Origin of the sequence: Brasilonema sp. UFV-L1 (genome assembly GCF_012912105.1) — a bacterium.
Lineage (GTDB): Bacteria > Cyanobacteriota > Cyanobacteriia > Cyanobacteriales > Nostocaceae > Brasilonema.
The window spans coordinates 1-17,935 of the sequence record NZ_QMEA01000129.1 but is presented as its reverse complement, the minus strand read 5'-3'; the positions used below and the strand labels follow the sequence as shown (position 1 = coordinate 17,935).

Below are 17,935 nucleotides of genomic sequence, written 5' to 3'. Positions count from 1 at the left end.
CTCTACCTCCCCGACTCCCCCATCACCCTCATCTCTCCCCTGGGAAATGCTTGGTGCTATCCTACTCTTCCTTGGTTGGCTAGTGTCGGTGGGCGTTGTTTTTCCTTGGCAAGCAACGGCTGTTAGTTGTTTGGGTTTGTGGTATTTCAGTCGTCGCTTGCAGTTACGTGGTACACGAATTGATGTGGCGGCGATTTTTGTTATTGGGTTGCAGACTATTTGGCTGTTATGGTTGTTAGTGCCTTCTGGGTTGCAGCAATGGGCGATCGCCATTGGTACTCAATTAACTCAATCTCAGGATACACCTTGGGCGTTACCGAGTGTGGTGTTATTTCCCTATCTTGTTTTCATGGTGGCGTTGACGGATGGACTTTACCGCGTTCAAAAGGTGCCATTAGCCCATTTTGGGGAAAAATTGACGCTGGTGTTTGGAAGTTTGCTGACTGTAGTCAGTTTGGTAAATCCCACATTGCGTTCCTTCAATTTACTTTTATCCACAATCACTTTATTGAATGTCAGCCAGAGACGGCTTCCCATCAGAATGAGTCTGGTGTACATGACTCAGATTGCAGGGGTACTAACACTTTGCTCAATTATTGACCGCTTTTTTCCTCATCTTAATATTAATACACAAATTTGGGCACAAGTCTGGGCAAGCATTGTGTTAGCCGTGGCGGTTGCAGAGTGGTTCTTTAGTTGTTTAGGTAACGGAGTTTGGCACAAGAGTGCATGGTACATGGGTTTGGGATTGGGGGCACTGAGCTATGCTTTATTATGGATGAATGCACAATCCGCTTGGTTTGGTTCTGGTAATGGTAGTGAGAATTGGAGTTTGATTTGGTTAATCACTCCTATGACTCTCACAAGTATAGCGATTGTGGGCTTTAAATCTCCAGTTAATACGGTAGCACGTCCCACTCTCAACGCTTGGTTGAGTGTCGTTGCCTTGGGACTTGCTCAGTTACTGATTTTACCGTTAGATGGAGGGAGATTAATCGGTTTGGCTGTTGCTGGTGCTTTGATGTTTTTCAATACGCACTATTTGCGACACAAATTCTGTGCTGAAATTACTGTCGGTTTTGGACTAGGTTTCATTGCTGCTTTGTTATGGGAAGGTGTCCCTGGTTTACCAAGATTATCTTTACAAGGCTGGTTTGTAGCGGGAGCAGTTTGTACTGTTATTTTATGGCTCGCTGTAAAATTGTTAAATAGGAGAGAAAACGAATTAGTAGCTATTTATGCAAAGGCTGTTGATCAATGGGCGATCGCACTCTGTAGTGTTGAGTTGTTACTTCTGAGTGTCCACTCAACGCTTGTTTATCAAAGACTAGCTCAACCTGGATTTTTGTATTTAACTTCTTCAATCTTAATTCTAGGAGCAATCGTTGATCGCAGTTGGCATCAACCTACTAATTGGGGCTTTTATGGTATCGGCTGGTGTCTAGAATTATTGATTGCTGAAGTCTTAGGTTTTAGTGAGTCTTCGATCATTAAGATTGCAATTGCGAACATCGCCTTAGGTTTACTCACTCAACTTTTAGGGGAGTGGTGGCGATCAAAACACCGACTTGAAGAACTTCCCAATCGCTGGCACATTTTGCCTATGATATATGGTGTCTTTGGTGTTGCGTTGCGCTCTTCATCTTTTGCTAATTGGACAGGCTTATCAACTCTTGCTGTCGCTTTCATTGCTATTGGCGTTGGGCGGCGTCGTCAAGAATTAAAACCTTTAGTTTATTTGGGACTTGTCGGGGTATCAATTTCAGCATATGAACTTTTATTGTATCAACTTTTGCAAGTACCGGGTGGGGCATATGGCGATGGCTTAATTGCGATGTCTGTTCTTGGCAGTGGCATTATGTATGCATATCGCATGCTTTCGCCTTGGCTTATAAACTACTTACGCCTCACCAGTGAAGAACTGAAAGTTGTTGCTCATATTCACTGGGCTGTTAGTAGCTGTCTATTACTTTCTGCTACCTTCACCCCGATTGCCATAAACCGCTTTGTGGGTTTGGGAACAGGGATATTTTTGATTCGTTATGCGATTTTTCAAGGACGCGACTATCCACAGTCGATGATAGCGCAAATATGGGTTTACCTTGGCTTGTTGGAAATAGCAGGAATCAGAACTTACTGGATTGATACAGTCATAGGACGCTTGTTTGCTGGACCGTTACTTTCTTGGAGAGCACCTATTGCCTCTGTCGTTGCCTATTTTCTCTACATTTTACCTTGGGAGCGTTGGGGTTGGTCTAAAAGACCTTGGCAAAACACCGCATATATTTTGCCATTGATATATTTATGGGAAAGTCGAGCAGAAATTTATCCACTTGGCTTGCTTATCATCGCTGGATTCTATGCCTTTGTCGCCAAGGTTTCAAAAAAATTCCGTTTTACCTATATCAGTGTGGTGCTGATTGATTGGGCGTTGTTGAGTTGGTTTTTAGACTTACATCTGACTGATACTCTATGGTTTGTAACACCATTTGGATTATCACTACTGTATGTTGCCCAATTCGATCCTATCCTCAGACAAGCACAAATGGGAGAAAGTCGCCACTGGTTGCGGTTATTAGGCTGCAGTTTGATTTGTGGGTGGGCAATTCTTTTTTATCAAGATACAATAATTATACCAGGGATTTTCAGTTTGCTTGCCATTTTTGCAGGACTTGCTTTGCGAGTGCGGGCTTTTCTGTATGTTGGTGTAAGCACTTTTTTACTGACAAGCTTCTATCAATCGGTGATTTTCAGTTTGCGTTATCCATTTTTCAAATGGATAGCTGGCTTGCTGGTTGGTATCATCCTAATGTCTATTGCTGCTAACTTTGAAACCCGTCGCGAACAGATCCATTCCTTACTTCGCAACACCAGTGAGGAATTGCAGGAATGGGAATAGTTTAGGGTGCATTCCTCTACACTTTGGACTTCGGACAAAAAAACATTGTTCGTTTTATACAAAACGAATTATGTAAAACAATTTGAAGAATCATTTTTTATCAGGGAGAGCGATAAAAATAAATCTCCGGTCCTTATGAAAACAGTACACAGTCAGCAAGGTATATGGTAAGGAATTAGACCCGTCCTTACAGATTTACTAGTCGCCTAGGCGCGGGAAACAAGGACTATAGCGCTGGTTCACCATCAACGCTTTATACCAATTGGTGGAGGACTATACTCATTGATGATACTGATAGCTGGTCACTGATATTTGTTAAAGTAATCACTGAGTACGTAGACAGTGAAACCATGTTTGGCAAAGCCGTGCCGTAGGTTCAGGCTGAAGATTTTTTGCACAATAATGTACTATATGCTACACAGCAAAACAGCAAAAAGCTTGACACTATGTTTATACACGGTTATAGTTGTAGCAAAAGATTTTAGTAGACAAATGAAGAAAGTACTTAAAAATTAGGTAAAGAAACACCCCAAAAAATAAAAGTTTTCCATAAAAGTATTACGATGATTGTTGTCTAGAAATTTATTTTTAGACAAGCGATGTTTTTTTCCAACCTTGACAAGACAGATTTTCTACCGTTAATTGTATGTGCCCAAAATCAGGGAGCATCCCAAATATGTCAATCACATAAAACTCAGATGATTCATTGTCTGTAGCAAGCTTAACAAAGTGTAGACGCAAAGTAGTTTCCCGTAAGAGAAAGTAGCAAAGCAATCCCAAAAGTTTGCAATGACTACTCTTGAAGAAGGCGACCGGAAGGTATCTACACTCCAGTCTCGTCCGAAAAAGACAGGCGCAAGGAATGCTCTATTTGCTGCGTACAAACATAACTTTTGCAGAATTTGCAATGCTCCCCACAATCATTAGATTGGAAGATGAAACCATCACAAAGCTCAGTTCTCAAACGCCATTTACTTGTTCTGATAGCAATACCAATGAAGGTGGCTCACATAGCTGCTCTGCGACCACGACAATGGACAAAAAACCTTGTCGTATTTGCAGCACCATTGTTTTCCTTCAGCATTAATCTGCAATCATTCTTAGGTAGTTTGTTGGCGTTTGTACTATTTTGTTGTGCTTCCAGCAGTTTTTACCTGTTGAATGACATTGCAGATGTGGAATCTGACCGTCAGCATCCTGTCAAATGTAAGCGTCCAATCGCTGCTGGATTAGTGAGTATCCCTGTAGCATTGGGGATGGCATTGGTTCTGTTAAGTAGCGCTGTGATTATTGCTTATCTGCGATCGCCTGGACTCGGTGCAACAATTACAATTTACGCCATATTGCAAGTTGCCTATAATTTGCGACTGAAGCGAATGGTGATTTTGGATATTGGTGCGATCGCCACTGGCTTTGTCCTACGAGCCTATGCAGGTTTTGCAGCAACAGGAGCGGTAATATCTTACTGGTTCTTGCTTTGTACAGCCATGCTGGCTCTGTTTTTGGCAGTGGAGAAACGTAAAGCCGAACTACGTTTATCACAATTGACAGGTGGAAAAACTCGTTCTATTCTCAAACGCTACTCTCTACCGCTTTTATCGCGAATGGAAAATGTCGTCACCACTGGTGCTGTAATGACCTATGCTCTTTGGAGTTCTGGACCTCAAGTCCGTGGTGCTTCAACTCCCTGGATGTTACTGACGTTACCGTTTGTTTTGTATGGTATTTTTCGCTATCAGTTCTTGAGCGATCCGGAAGAAATTGCACGTAGAAGCGAGGACAACCAACTTGAAATAGGGGGACGAAGTGAGCGACCAGAAGAAGTTTTACTCACAGATCCGTCAATTCTACTTACAGTTGTCGGGTGGGTTTTTACAGTGTTTGGTATTCTCTGGCTAAAACATCAGGGGATGATCCGATAACTTTTTCAGACAGATATTTGTCGCTTTTGGTAGTTAGGTATGTTAAACCCAACAAAGCCGTTCTTCTCAATTCCCTCATTTTTTCGCGCCTTAATACAGATAGCAAAAAGTTTTTTTGTCAAAGCCACCACATATACTTTTCCTTGTCAACTAGATAGGCTGGCTGATTTAGAGATTGATTTACTAAAAAATGCTGGAATTGAAGGCGTCATTCTCGATTTGGATAACACAATTGTTTCTGAAGATGATCGCTATACATCTCCGGGTGCTGAAACTTGGATAAAACAAGCAAAATTGCAGAATTTAAAATTTTTTATCCTCTCCAACGGTAAGCGTCAAGAGCGAGCCAAAGCTTGGTCAAATCGTTTGGAAATTCCAATTATCAATCCAGCAAGGAAACCTTTTCCTTTTGCATTTCGTCAGGCTTTAACATCTATGCAACTTGAACCGAAACAAGTTGTCGTGATTGGTGACAGCCGTCACACAGATATTTTAGGTGCATGGCTTGTGGGTTGTCCTAGTATTCAAGTTGCAACCCTTCCTCATCCGTTTCGGTGGTGGGAAAAACTTTTTGGAAAACGAGTACAAACTCCATATCCCTCTGGGCACGAACTTTGGGATAATGAATTCTTGTGTGAGAAGAATTCAGAACTCAAAAAATAAAGAACTCCTCAGCTAGGAACTCGCTCCCTCAGAATCACAAATAATAATTCCTAGCTGCAGATTTTTGTGTTATTCTTGCTTGCAGAGATTTGAGTGTTGTATTCTTCATAGAAAAAGGCGGTTGTGTTTAATTGTCTAGATATGAATAAAAAAAGGCTATAAATTGGCAAGGGATTTTTCATCATTCATAATTTCATAATATTCAAGGCTTATGCAGTTATCTTATTTTCAATCTAGCTTTCCAATTAAAATTTCTGCCATCAAGCCCTTAGCCCGCAAACATTGGCTAGATATTCTGCTCATAAGTATTCTAGGTATTGGGGTTGCGTTTGCCTCATACCAAGGTGCAAAGCTTATCAATCCTCTCATTTTGCAGACATACAACGTGTGGTTCGATGTTGATAGCCCACGTGTGTTTGCCAATATGACAGCCCGTCGTAGTGATCATTATCGGGTTAAGGTTCATCCATTATTTTCATTGATAGCATTTGTACCAACTTTTTTACTCATCAAAATATTAGGCATTGAACCGATAACAGCGGTGAGGCTTGTCATAGCTGCTGTTGCAGCTGTTTGGATGGCTTCGTTATTTGTTTTATTAAGAGTTATTGGCTGCTATCGCCTTGACGCAATGCTGTTTAGCTTAGTGGCGGCGACGAGTGCGTCAGCGGTGTTTTTCTTCGTCATACCAGAAACCCATTCCTTCGGGGCACTCTCGTTTATGATAGCGCTCTGTTTTGTCGCGATAACGCAACATCGAAAGCTATCGCAATGGTGGTATGTGGGTATCAGCGCCTTGACACTCAGCTTCACAACAACCAACTGGATGACAGGAATTCTAGCGACACTAGTTAATCATCGCTGGAAGCGAGCATTGCAAATCACGGCCAATGTATTCTCCTTGGTGGTTGTTCTTTGGGCTGTGCAAAAGATTATTTTTCCGACTGCGGTCTTTTTTCTAGGCGATCGCGAGGAAAAAAAGTACTTCTTAATGCCAGAATCAGGTGGACCACTGCAATGCATCAAGTCTTTTCTATTTCACTCGATGGTTATGCCCGCCATTGGGCTAGGCAAAAATCTTGATCAGCCGGGCTACCCAATGATGATTACTCAACAATCACTTCCAGGTTCGGGAAGTGTGTGGGGTGTTGTCGCAGTTTTTTTATGGGCTGGACTTTTAGCTCTTGGCTTATGGGCGTTGTTTTCTCTCAAGGTACATCTTAAACTACGTATTGTTTTGGGGCTGACACTTCTGGGACAGCTAGCGATACATTCGGTGTTATACACAGAGACATTTTTGTACTCGTTACATTTTGGACCATTGTTGGTCGTGTTGGCGGCATTAAGTAGCCTGCTAAAACCTGCCCGGCTGATTGCTTTAGTGTTAGCAGGAACACTAGTACTGACTGCAGGAGTCAACAACGTTTTGCAATTTAACAAAGCGACAGCGTTGTTTGCAAGCTTTGCTCCAGAACGACTTCAAGTGATGGGTGAAATGCAAAAGCGTCCGGATGACCTGTGGCCTCGTGGGAAAGCTCATGTAGTGCTTGCAACACCAGGAACTCAGGAGGTTGATAAAGCTTACCATGAGCCTGGAGGCAGCTTTAGCCCTTCTGTAGGTAGTTTTGGTGTCTCATTATGGGTCACTGACCAATCAGGAAATATCCAAGCAACAAGTGATACAATCCCCCTCAAGGAAATTCAGCAAAAGCTCATTGGAACTGAGCGCCAGTACATACCAGCAATCCTTACCGATACAAGCAACTACCGGGTATTGTGGTCTTCGGCGGGACCAGAGCGTTGGACAGCTAATATCCAGCCCAAAAAAGACAACAAAAATACCAAAACAATGGTAGTTATACGTAGTGTCGGTCCAGCAGGAGGACCAATTCGTTCAATGGACTGGAATGGCAAAAGGTTGTTAATTAATGACCGTTGGTCTGTGACGCTCAGCCCGGCACCTGTCAAGGTATATTTGGGTGAAGAAGGGCGACCAGGTTGGAAGACGGAAACTGCGTCTATCACTCAATGGAAAGGTTCCAATGGCTGGGGCTATGCTCGGTTAGAGTTAGCTGATAATGCCGAGACAAATCTCGTCATTGAGGACTCTAACATTGCATCGGCGATTCCCCTTAACTTACCTAAAGCACCTTCCACTCCAGAAATCAACCTTCCTGAGAAGGAATTTACAGATTCTGTTCACGCTCAAGTCGCTCATTTGATGATGAGCCTTGTCAACCAACAAACCCGCCCTGGAGAACCGACAAACTATCCCTTACCGTGGCTGCGTGACGGTTCCTATGTTGTCGTCAGTCTGGCTCGTGCTGGCGAGTTAGACGTAGCGAAACAGCTAGCAACTTACTTTGCCGAGAACGACTTCTTCGGTGGTTTTGGTCCTGAAGCTGATGCGCCTGGATTATCAATCCGGGCGGTGACAGAAGTTGCAGATCAGGTCAATCAACCAGATTATGACCGTTGGCTTTGGCCCCATGTTCGCCGTAAAGCCGACTTTATCCTAGAGATGCTTTCCACAAAGCAACCGATTTATCGGTCAATCACTGGACCAATTGTGCCAATTCATAAGGATAAGCCAGACCTTGCTCTCGTTGCAGAACCAGCTAAAAACGGTTTAATAGTCGGTCGGATGGATTGGCATCGACCTATACTGTATGTTAACGCTGTGAGCTATCGCGGACTACTTGATGCTGCGTCACTGGCAGACAGAGTTAACCAACCTGCCGATGCTGAGCGTTGGCGACAAGCAGCAGCAAAGCTCAAGCAAGCTTGGGAAGCTGGTTTCAAACCACCAGAGTCGGAGAATGAACGTACCTACATGAGCAGCCTTTGGCCCACATGGATTGCTACGGATTCTCACAAAGTCTTGCAGCAAGGTCTGGAAAAACGGTGGACTCAGTTACGGGATGCCCAAGGTGGTTTTCGTGACACCCCACTGTGGACATATTTCGATATTGCTGAGGCACATCAATGGCTGTTTCTCAACAACCAAGAACGTTTATGGAAAACTTTACGCTGGTTTTGGAACAATCAAACTTCTCCTGGGTTATACACTTGGTGGGAGGGTCATGGCGAAGAAAACACTTTTAACCGTTGGGAAAAGATACGCGGATGGGTAAAGCCTGCGCACGTCACGCCCAATTACTGGGCAGCATCTGAGATGTTGTTGCTGCAGTTGGATATGTTAGCCTACACTGACCTATCTGTCAAACAGCCAACAATTGTCATTGGTGCAGGAATTCCTGCTGAATGGCTAAATAAGCCAATGAGCGTTAAGGGATTAGCAATGGCGAATGGCAAACTAGATTGGAACTGGAACGGTAAGCAAATGGACGTGAAGATTCGTGGTGAGAAAATGAATGTCCGGCTTGGAGGAGCGTTTCCTCCTAACACACCGCTAAAGGTTGAGTACTTGAACCAGTCATAGCAAGATAGGGAGATGAGCAGATTAAGTAATTATTAATAGCTAGTAGTTTACCACATCAACAATGCTTAGTTAATCAACTTTCAAGTTCATCTTCTTTTCCTCTTCCTTAGCGCTCTATGCGCTAAGGCGCACGCTACGCTAAAGCGTCTATGTCCTGCGGACACGCTGCGCTAACGCGGTTTTTTTATCTACCCCTCAGGCCTTGCCTTGGTAGAGTACTAGTGACTAATGACTATGTTTAGAAACACAGCTTCTGCAATCTGCTACTCAATCATTCAGAACAATTTCCCACAAATCGACCCAGCAGTTGATTTTCCCCATAATAAGGTCGTCAACTTTGTGCTTGAACAGCATAGCCGTATGCCGGACTTCTTGCGATTTCCCATCATCTGCCTTACCCTCATCTTTGACTTGGCAGGAATTATACAAGCAGGTTCTCTTTTTCACTCTCAGTCTCCCATACAACGGTGGCGTCAAATCGAATCCTGGAAAAACTCTCCTATTGGTCCTTTGCGCGACTTAATTCGTTTTTATGAAAGTTTAGTTATCTTTGACTGGTTCTCAAGCTGCAAATCCTATGTCCAAATCTCTGAACGACAAAGTTATCACCAATCCGCCGCAGCAACTCAGGTGTGAGATTGCAGTCGTCGGTTCAGGTCCTGGGGGAGCAATCACAGCTTGCTTGCTAGCTGAAGCTGGTCGTGATGTTCTCTTAATTGAGGAAGGACCATTTCTCCCTCTTGAGTCCTGCGTTCCTTTTTCCAAAGACGAAATGGTACAGAAGTATCGTAACGGTGGACTGACTATAGCAATGGGTGCTCCCAAAGTCCAGTACGTTGAAGGGCGATGCGTTGGCGGTGGTAGTGAAATCAATAGCGGTCTGTACTATCGGACTCCGTCAGAAATTCTAGAAAAATGGCGGCGGGAATTTCAAGTAGAAGCTTTGAATGAATCTGATTTGCTACCCCATTTTGAAACTTGCGAGCAAGATGTAACAGTTTGTTATCTTCCAGGAAAAGCGCCAGATGCTTCTCTCAAGCTACATGAAGGTGCGATCGCTCTTGGCTGGAAATCTTTTGAGGTACCCCGTTGGTTCCAATACGACAAACAAATAGACCAAACGGCTGTCCCCAAAGGAACCAGACAGTCAATGACGAAAACTTTTATTCCTCGCGCTTTGAAAGCCGGTTGCAAAATCCTGCCAAATACAAGGGTGCAGTTGATTCGCTTCCAGGGAAATAAATGGCTTCTCAAAAGTAACCATGCTTCTGTTACTTCCTCTCGCGCTGGCGTAGAAATAGAAGCAGATTACTTATTTATTTGTGGTGGCGCAGTCCAAACGCCTGCTTTACTACGTCGCAGCGGTATCACAAACAACATTGGTAACTCCCTACAGATGCACCCCACCATCAAGTTAACTGCTCACTTCCCTGAAAATGTGAGTTCTACAGATATGGGGGTTCCCGTTCATCAAGTCAAGGAGTTTGCACCGAGATTCAGTTTTGGTTGTTCGATTAGTTCGCCTGCTTATCTGGCTTTAGCAATGAATGACCATCCTGCTGATCGCCATGAAGTTGACAAAAATTGGCAAAAGATGGCTATCTACTACGCAATGATGACACCCTCTGGTCGTGGCACAATCCGCTGTCTACCGGGGTTTCGCGATCCACTTGTGCGTTACGGCTTGACGGATGGTGATTTGCAAACCCTGTTGGAGGGGTTGCAGAAACTTTCAATGCTACTGTTTGAGGCAGGAGCGACTACACTTTATCCCAGCATTACCCAAGGACCAAAACTTACTAAACAAACAAAAATCGATAAATTACCAAACACTTTACCACGAAAGCTCACCAATTTGATGACGATTCATCTTTTTTCTTCTTGTCCAATGGGTGAGAATAAGAAAGTTTGTGCGGTGAATTCTTTCGGTAAGGTACACGGATTTAAAAACCTTTATGTTGCCGACGCTAGCCTGTTGTGTACTGCACCAGGTGTGAATCCACAAGGGTCAATTATGGCGATCGCACGACGAAATGCCTTGCATTTTTTAGGCAAGCTATAGCAGACAGGAGTATCTAGTATGGATTTTGGCACGAATTTGGTATTAGTCACAGGAGCCGCTGGTTGGCTGGGCGTTAGCCTAGTCAGTGCTTTGGTGAATGGCTTAGAAGATTGCGATGCTTTGAGTCAACCTCAAAAAGATTTGCGGATTCGCTGTTTAATTCTACCAGGACAGGATGATTCTGTCTTAAGGGGGATGTCAGAGCGTATTGAAGTGGTTATTGGGGATTTGCGAAATCCTAAAGATTGCGATCGCTTGTGCGAGGGAGCCGAAGGAGCTATCCTTTTCCATACAGCAGGTATCATTCACCCTAAAAAAGTGACAGAGTTCTACGAGGTTAACCTGAATGGAACTAAAAATCTTTTAGATGCTGCCATTGAGTCTAAAGTGAAACGAGCTGTTATTGTTTCGTCAAATTCTCCCTGTGGTTGCAATCCTCATCCCGATCACTTATTTGATGAAAATTCGCCTTATAATCCCTACATGAATTATGGGCGCTCCAAAATGCTGATGGAATTGGCAGTTAAAGAGTACTATCAAGCAGGTAAAATTGAGACTGTTCTGATTCGTGCGCCTTGGTTCTATGGACCGAATCAACCACCTCGACAAACCCTATTTTTTCAGATGATTCGAGATGGAAAAGCCCCGATTGTGGGAACAGGAAAGAATCCGCGCTCAATGGCTTATATTGATAACCTCTGTCAAGGTCTTATCCTTGCTGGCTTAGTCGAAAGAGCAAAAGGAGAGATTTACTGGATTGCCGATCAGCGCCCTTACTCAATGAATGAAGTCATTGATACTGTCAAGTTTTTATTAGACTCAGAGTTTAACCAAAAATGTGCTAAAAAGAATTTACAATTACCTGGATTGGTGAGTGAAATTGCTTTATTCCTTGATGCTTCACTCCAAAAAGTTGGAACTTACAATCAAAAAATTCATGTTCTATCAGAGATGAATAAAACTATTGCGTGTTCTATTACAAAAGCACAACAAGAAATCGGTTATGACCCGAAAGTCAGTTTGGAAGAAGGAATGAGAAGAAGTCTCAAATGGTTATCTCAGCAACCAGAATATAGCAAGAATATCTTTTTATAATGTGAGGTTTGGATGATTGCTCACATTGTTGTACCTGAAGGTCTGGCTATTACGACAGATAAGGAAAGCGCACAATGCCTGCTGTCTGATTATTACGAGGCGGTACTGACTCAGGTCATTCATTCTGTACCGCTGAATGGGCAAGTTTTTTTAGCACCAGGAAATCGGTTCAACTATCCAGCTTCAGAGGAAGAATATGCAGCTCAATACCTACAGAGTAAGCGACCAGATTTGAATGTGTTTGTCGTGTCAGGTATTAGTCACCGGACTTATCTTGATACTTTTGATAATGCTAATATCTTACGTATCTGGTTGCAAAATCAGGGACAATGGCCTTTAGAAACGGTCAAGTTATACTGTAATGCTCCTCATAGTCTTCGTAGCGCTGTTATGTTTAGATTATGCGGTTTTCCGGTACAGTCAGTTATCAAATGTCGTCCAAAGGAAGTCTGTCGCAAGATTGTTCCTCGTCTGTGGTTCTATGATTATCCAATCATTCAACACCTCTACGAATTCACAGCCTTAATCTATGATTTTGGCAGGTGGTTAATGTGGAAAATTTCTCCGAAAAACACTCGCTTCAACCAACAAAAAATGGACTATTAAACCTGTTAACAGTTAACAGTTAATAGACTACCATCCTACATCTTTTTAAAAACTCGTTGAACTTATGAAACATTTAGTGACTGGTGGTTCTGGATATTTAGGTAATTTAATTGCAAGACGCCTTTATGAACGTGGGGAGTCGGTGAAAGTTCTCGATATCTGGGAAGATCCAACAAGACCAAAAGGAATTGAATTTGTGAACTGCGACATTTGCGATCGCGCTGGTGTAGCAGCAGCAATGAAAGGTATAGATATCGTACATCACAATGCTGCTTTAAATCCGCTGACGAAAGCTGGCAAGAAATTTTGGCAAGTGAACGTTGAAGGTAGTCGGATTGTTGCCCAAGAAGCAGTCAAAGCTGAGGTCAAGAGTTTTATACACACTAGTTCTAGTGCTCTTTTTGGCGGTGTCACAACAAGCCCAATTACCCAAGATACACCACCAAAACCGATAGAAATTTACGGTAAAGCTAAACTTGCTGGTGAATTAGTCGTAGATGAAATTTGCGAAAAAGCTGGTTTACCGATCATTACACTCCGTCCGCGAGCGATTTTGGGAGAGGGTAGACTAGGGATTTTTCAAATTTTATTTGAGTGGATTGAAGAGGGAAGAAACGTTTACGTTATTGGCGATGGTAATAACGTATTTCAGTTTATTCATCCCCTAGATCTCATGGATGCTTACATGTTAGCACTCGACTTAGGCAAGCCTGGTACTTATAATGTCGGGACAGATGGCTATAATACGCTGCGTCAAGCACTAGAACATCTGATTGCGTATGCTGGAAGTAAATCTAAAGTTATAGGTCTTCCCGTAGGACTGTCAATTGCAACATTAAGATTTTTAGACTGGTTTGGCTTGAGTCCTTTAGCACCCTTCCACTATCTGACTTATCATAAAGAGATATATTTTGATGTTGACCCCTTACTAAAACTGGGTTGGAAGCCGAAATATTCTAATAATGAAATGTTGCGTGAAAGCTACGACTGGTTCCAAGCGAACAAACAAAAACTGGCTAACGTGGAAAATGCGAATTCAGTCCATCGTCGTCCAGTGAAAGAAAAACTATTGTGGATACTGAGGCAAATTTCGTAACTTGGGTATCGTTAATATGAATTCTTCTTGGGGGTCTTGGGCTTTCGTCTTTGTTGCTGCGGTTAACACTTGCATTGGCAATTTACTGTTAAAGCAATCACGCCTGAAATCCACTGATTCTGGCTTGTTATCTTTGCTTTTATCTCCTTGGTTTCTTGGTGGGTTAGTATTTTACGGAATCAACGTAGTACTCTTTGCTAAAGCCTTGGAAAAGCTGCCAGTTTCTACTGCTTACCCAGTTTTTGCTGGTGTTGGATTTGGCTTGATTGCGATTTCTGGTACTTGGCTTTTTAAGGAACATTTTAGCCAGAATCATTTAGTTGGATTGGCTATGATTCTGGCTGGAATTATTATTATGTCACGCTCGTGACATGATGCAAACTACCTACAGCAATCCCATTTAATTTCTAAAAATTGAAACCCACAAATCCCCGACTTCATAAAAGTTGTCGGGGATTAAGTTTGCTTACGAGTAATTTAGGATTGCTATATCAACAATTTGTTGTTGATACGGTAAAACTCTCTATCAGCCACTAAGACTACTCGTAATCAGAGCAACATCCCACGCTTGTAGTAGAGTCATCTCTCCAGTTCTCACATTTACGGTGTACAGATTATAAGGTGTCTTATATCTTTCGTTGCCAAGCGCATATACTAGGTCTCCTGGACCACTAGCTAGGCTGGCAAAGCCACTATTCCAAGCTGTACCGTTAAGTTTCAATTGCACTCCTTGGCCCACCTGTCCTCTTGTCGAGTCCAACTCCACCAAACTTGTATCACCTTGTAGCGCGAGATTCGTCGTATAAACGATTCCTCTAGATTCGACTAAATTATCCAGCCTCGCCTGGGCTAGATTACTGAATCGCTCGGTCACAGACAGTAGGATGTTATTTACACGCTCAAGCACTGCTGTATTACGGTTGATATTGACTAGTTCAGATGACGTTTTGTCGTTTTTCTGGACTAGACCCATGAGCGAGCCGTCACTGGTGACTAGTATACTCTTAAGGTTCTGCTCGTTTGTGAGTCCAGAAATAGACGTACTTGTTGGAGTCTGACCTACAGTGAGACTCAGAAGGCGAGAAGAACTATTTTCTGTTTTGCTGCTTTTGGTCGGGCCAATGTTTAATACGAATGTGTTAGAGCCTGCATAACTGAAATCATTCAATCTTTGGCCACTTTCTATGGAGACAGTTGTAATATCCTGGATTTTTTTGGTTGCTAAATCTAAAGACTGTATGACATATCCTCCGGCTTTACGGTCAAGGCGTGCGCCATAGAGAATCGTAGAGGTTTGTGCAGAGGGCGTTTGTGCAGAGGTCTTTTGGCCGAAATATCCAAGCCCAGCCATTGCTGTGCTTCCAATCATCAGCTGACCGAACTGTCGTCGTGTGAGCTTCAGCTTCATATTTGCAGTCTATGTTAACTAAATTTGATCATTAAAGAAGAAGTCAGTATTCAGAATTCAGTATATGTCCTGTAGACACGCTACAAAGAAAAGAATGCAATCAGGTAGAGATTCGACCACTACCTGCTTGTAAACCACCAAAATATCTAGATTTGGTGGGGGACACCGACCCAAAACTCTACCGAGCGTCACACGAGTACAATTCTGACTCCTGGCTCCTGACTCCTAAATTCTTTCTTGTTCAAAGGTAGTCTCAAGTTATGTTGTCGTCAATACTAACCAAGGTATGTAAAAATCATGATTTCAATCATTAAGCAACAATCAGATTGTTTGCTTGTTTACTTGAGAACCCTGATAACATTACTCAAATTATAACCTTTTAAGTAGAAAAAGTTAGGTTATTTGAATCCACTTTGCCTGTGACGGAACGTTACTGTTGTTAACAATAAACAGCATGTAGTAGCCAGGCGGTGCGATGTTTCTGTTACTCGTTACCGTGACGTTAACAGAATTGCTTGTCCGAGAGGAAATTGGCAAGTCTACTAGCCGTTGATCTGTATCAAGACCATGAGTGGTCGCCATTGGTCTAATCAGATGAACCCATTTGACACTGTTCGCTTGGGATGTATTGACTGTGATTGTTGCGCCGTATGTCGCTGATGTGGGAGCGCTGCTAATCGTTGGTCGTGTTTGCGACATATACGCGGGACTATAAATTTCTATACTCTTTTCTTCTGTACCCCGTGCAGGATTTCCTCCAGTCGTGAGGACTCTGCCATCTGGTAACAGTACAGCTAGTGCATGATACAAACGAGTCTTCTGCGCCGTTGCTGCTGTTGTCCAGGTATTTGTGGCTGGATTGTAAATTTCTGGTGTCCGTGTTCCTTGATTCGCATCTTCACCCATTGCACCGCCATTACAAACAAACACGGTGCGATCAGGTAACAGCACGGCGTTGTGGTGCATACGTTTGAAATTTAACGGCGCTGCTGCTGTGTAAGTTGGTGAACTCGCCTTGAGATCAATAATGTTGACTCTTGTTGTTGTGTTACCGTAATAACCATTACCACCGCCGATAATCATAACTTTCTGGTCTTGGGCAGGTGGTAGCAGCACGCTGGCAGCTTGGTCACCGTAGTCTGGATTTTGCAATCCACTCACTGGTGTTTCTATAATCTGTCCCTGATAACTTGTAGGCAGTGTGAGTATGCTTGTTGCTACACCAGTGCTTTCAAAATAAGCGCCCGAAAAGAAAAGTCTACCATCCTGCATGAGGAACAGGTGTGAGTACATTGGAAAGCGACTGGTTGGGTATGCCCAACCTAGTTCTGCTCCAGAAAAATAGCTCCAAGTTCCCGGATTTCCAGGCAAATAGCTTTCTGGGTAATTATCGACTTGCCCGCCAGTCTCATCAATACCACCGATTGCTACAACTCGACCATCCCCCATAGTTATCACAGTCGGATACCAGCGAGCACCATCTGGCTGATTTGACTCTTTGACCCATTGATTAGTGCTAGGGTCGAAAATCACAGCAAGCGTCAAGCCAACGAATGGATCGTATTGCTCAGTACCACCAACACACATCAGGCGACCATCTGACAAGAATGAGTGACCGACACAAAACAGATCAAAAGGAGACCCTGTACCATCGGTTGGGGTTGTTGGACGGGTGAAGGTACCATTACTCAAATTTAGGACAGCAGCACCATTAGTGGTACTCGTATTGTTTGGATTGTTTCCCGAACCAGCAATAAAGAGTATTCTGCCAGTACGCAATACAGCCGCATGGATAGGATTTATAGGACAAGAGTACGACAATAATTGCCAGCTACCCGCCCCAGAAGCTTGGGCGATGAGCGTTCCATTGTCTGCTTGATCTAGGATCATATTAGTGTCATTTTGCGAAATCACTTTTTTGGCTCTCACTTTAAGAAAGATGGTAAGAAAAAAAACTCAGCATGGTTGCAATTATTTAAAATAAGATGGGTAAACATAGACAGTACCCAAATTGCCACCTTTGCAAGGGATTAACCTTGACAGGGAAAAATGATCCACGATGCTCCCAGGGGGAGCCGCCTAAGAGGCGATCACGCTCAAATTCACTGCCTACGGCACGCTACTAACACATTCAAAATATAATGAGCGAATTCTCTCAAGGAGGGATGATGGTATGACCTGCTTCATAAAAGCATTGGGAATTCTTTTTTTTATCATGTTGTCAACGTCATTGAAATCAGAAAAACAACATTATTTTTCTCGACGTTTCTGATTGCCGAGTTTTTTGAAAACTTGTGTTCCTACAATAATTTCTTTAGCACGTCGGGCGCAGAAATCAAACTACCATACCCTGCCCGAAGCCGCTCCCTTGTCTACAAAATGCACAAAAAGCTTGTGATATGAGCTTTTTGAATGCATGATTTTTGAATGAGCGAATTCCAAGGCAGCGGCACTACTGACTTTCCACTCCAGTCGGAGGGAAGTTTCAAGCAGTCTTGTGCGACTAAGCAAGCTATAAGCGTAGGAATGTTCAGTTTGATTGCATATCTCAAGTCTATGCTATTTTTTTTGTCAAGACAATTTTGCACTTCGGTTTTCTCTGACAGCCTGCACCTGCTGTGACCTTGATAAATGCACCTGTTGAGCAATTTTGATTGACTCTGGAAAAACTGCTTTGATCACTTAACTTGACGCTCCCCGCCCTAAAAGGGACGGGGATTCTTAAGACATTACTGCCTTAAT

Annotated in this window: 12 protein-coding genes; 10 read left to right on the top strand and 2 right to left on the bottom strand. The window is 43.1% G+C overall.

All coding sequences use genetic code 11. From position 1 onward, the window contains the following. From DP117_RS26910 to DP117_RS26865, 10 genes are all read left to right on the top strand, one after another. Nucleotides 1-2,899 (top strand): DUF2157 domain-containing protein (locus DP117_RS26910; RefSeq protein ID WP_169221277.1); only part of this gene is annotated, 2,899 nt, incomplete at its 5' end. Nucleotides 2,900-3,894: 995 nt separating this feature from the next. Further along, nucleotides 3,895-4,821: a decaprenyl-phosphate phosphoribosyltransferase gene (locus DP117_RS26905; protein WP_169221278.1), complete on the top strand. Its 927-nt coding sequence runs from the start codon at nucleotides 3,895-3,897 to the stop codon at nucleotides 4,819-4,821. A gap of 39 nt (nucleotides 4,822-4,860) precedes the next feature. After that, a complete protein-coding gene (locus DP117_RS26900) occupies nucleotides 4,861-5,484 on the top strand; it encodes a YqeG family HAD IIIA-type phosphatase (RefSeq protein WP_169221276.1) in 624 nt (207 codons plus the stop codon). A 211-nt stretch (nucleotides 5,485-5,695) separates the two neighbouring features. Then, a complete protein-coding gene (locus DP117_RS26895; protein ID WP_169221275.1) occupies nucleotides 5,696-8,926 on the top strand; it encodes a hypothetical protein in 3,231 nt (1,076 codons plus the stop codon). Nucleotides 8,927-9,160: 234 nt separating this feature from the next. After that, nucleotides 9,161-9,562, top strand: coding sequence for a hypothetical protein (locus tag DP117_RS26890; RefSeq protein ID WP_211176370.1), 402 nt, complete (start codon nucleotides 9,161-9,163; stop codon nucleotides 9,560-9,562). Beyond that, complete coding sequence (locus tag DP117_RS26885; RefSeq protein ID WP_169221274.1) at nucleotides 9,504-10,988, top strand: GMC family oxidoreductase; 1,485 nt, start codon at nucleotides 9,504-9,506, stop codon at nucleotides 10,986-10,988. Before DP117_RS26890 ends, DP117_RS26885 begins: the two co-directional genes overlap by 59 nt. Nucleotides 10,989-11,006: 18 nt before the next feature. Then, a complete protein-coding gene (locus tag DP117_RS26880; protein ID WP_169221273.1) occupies nucleotides 11,007-12,083 on the top strand; it encodes an NAD(P)-dependent oxidoreductase in 1,077 nt (358 codons plus the stop codon). A 12-nt stretch (nucleotides 12,084-12,095) separates the two neighbouring features. Next, the gene (locus DP117_RS26875; RefSeq protein ID WP_169221272.1) at nucleotides 12,096-12,689 is read left to right on the top strand and encodes a hypothetical protein; all 594 of its coding nucleotides are present in this window, start codon (nucleotides 12,096-12,098) and stop codon (nucleotides 12,687-12,689) included. Nucleotides 12,690-12,753: 64 nt separating this feature from the next. Next, a complete protein-coding gene (locus DP117_RS26870; protein ID WP_169221271.1) occupies nucleotides 12,754-13,785 on the top strand; it encodes an NAD(P)-dependent oxidoreductase in 1,032 nt (343 codons plus the stop codon). Between the two features lie 16 nt (nucleotides 13,786-13,801). Continuing rightward, a complete protein-coding gene (locus DP117_RS26865; RefSeq protein WP_169221270.1) occupies nucleotides 13,802-14,155 on the top strand; it encodes an SMR family transporter in 354 nt (117 codons plus the stop codon). A gap of 156 nt (nucleotides 14,156-14,311) precedes the next feature. Here DP117_RS26865 and DP117_RS26860 read toward each other — a convergent pair whose 3' ends face one another. Both DP117_RS26860 and DP117_RS26855 read right to left on the bottom strand, forming a co-directional pair. Further along, nucleotides 14,312-15,193, bottom strand: a complete 882-nt coding sequence (locus DP117_RS26860) for a hypothetical protein (RefSeq protein WP_169221269.1) — start codon at nucleotides 15,191-15,193, stop codon at nucleotides 14,312-14,314. Between the two features lie 393 nt (nucleotides 15,194-15,586). Then, the gene (locus DP117_RS26855; protein WP_169221268.1) at nucleotides 15,587-17,083 is read right to left on the bottom strand and encodes a galactose oxidase early set domain-containing protein; all 1,497 of its coding nucleotides are present in this window, start codon (nucleotides 17,081-17,083) and stop codon (nucleotides 15,587-15,589) included. Nucleotides 17,084-17,935 lie beyond the last annotated feature (852 nt).

Excerpts from the sequence above, each read along its gene's own strand:
- DP117_RS26905 (WP_169221278.1), top strand. The coding sequence starts at position 3,895 with ATGAAGGTGGCTCACATAGCTGCTCTGCGACCACGACAATGGACAAAA.
- DP117_RS26900 (WP_169221276.1), top strand. The coding sequence starts at position 4,861 with ATGTTAAACCCAACAAAGCCGTTCTTCTCAATTCCCTCATTTTTTCGC.
- DP117_RS26895 (WP_169221275.1), top strand. The coding sequence starts at position 5,696 with ATGCAGTTATCTTATTTTCAATCTAGCTTTCCAATTAAAATTTCTGCC.
- DP117_RS26890 (WP_211176370.1), top strand. The coding sequence starts at position 9,161 with ATGTTTAGAAACACAGCTTCTGCAATCTGCTACTCAATCATTCAGAAC.
- DP117_RS26885 (WP_169221274.1), top strand. The coding sequence starts at position 9,504 with ATGTCCAAATCTCTGAACGACAAAGTTATCACCAATCCGCCGCAGCAA.
- DP117_RS26880 (WP_169221273.1), top strand. The coding sequence starts at position 11,007 with ATGGATTTTGGCACGAATTTGGTATTAGTCACAGGAGCCGCTGGTTGG.
- DP117_RS26875 (WP_169221272.1), top strand. The coding sequence starts at position 12,096 with ATGATTGCTCACATTGTTGTACCTGAAGGTCTGGCTATTACGACAGAT.
- DP117_RS26870 (WP_169221271.1), top strand. The coding sequence starts at position 12,754 with ATGAAACATTTAGTGACTGGTGGTTCTGGATATTTAGGTAATTTAATT.
- DP117_RS26865 (WP_169221270.1), top strand. The coding sequence starts at position 13,802 with ATGAATTCTTCTTGGGGGTCTTGGGCTTTCGTCTTTGTTGCTGCGGTT.
- DP117_RS26860 (WP_169221269.1), bottom strand. The coding sequence starts at position 15,193 with ATGAAGCTGAAGCTCACACGACGACAGTTCGGTCAGCTGATGATTGGA.
- DP117_RS26855 (WP_169221268.1), bottom strand. The coding sequence starts at position 17,083 with ATGATCCTAGATCAAGCAGACAATGGAACGCTCATCGCCCAAGCTTCT.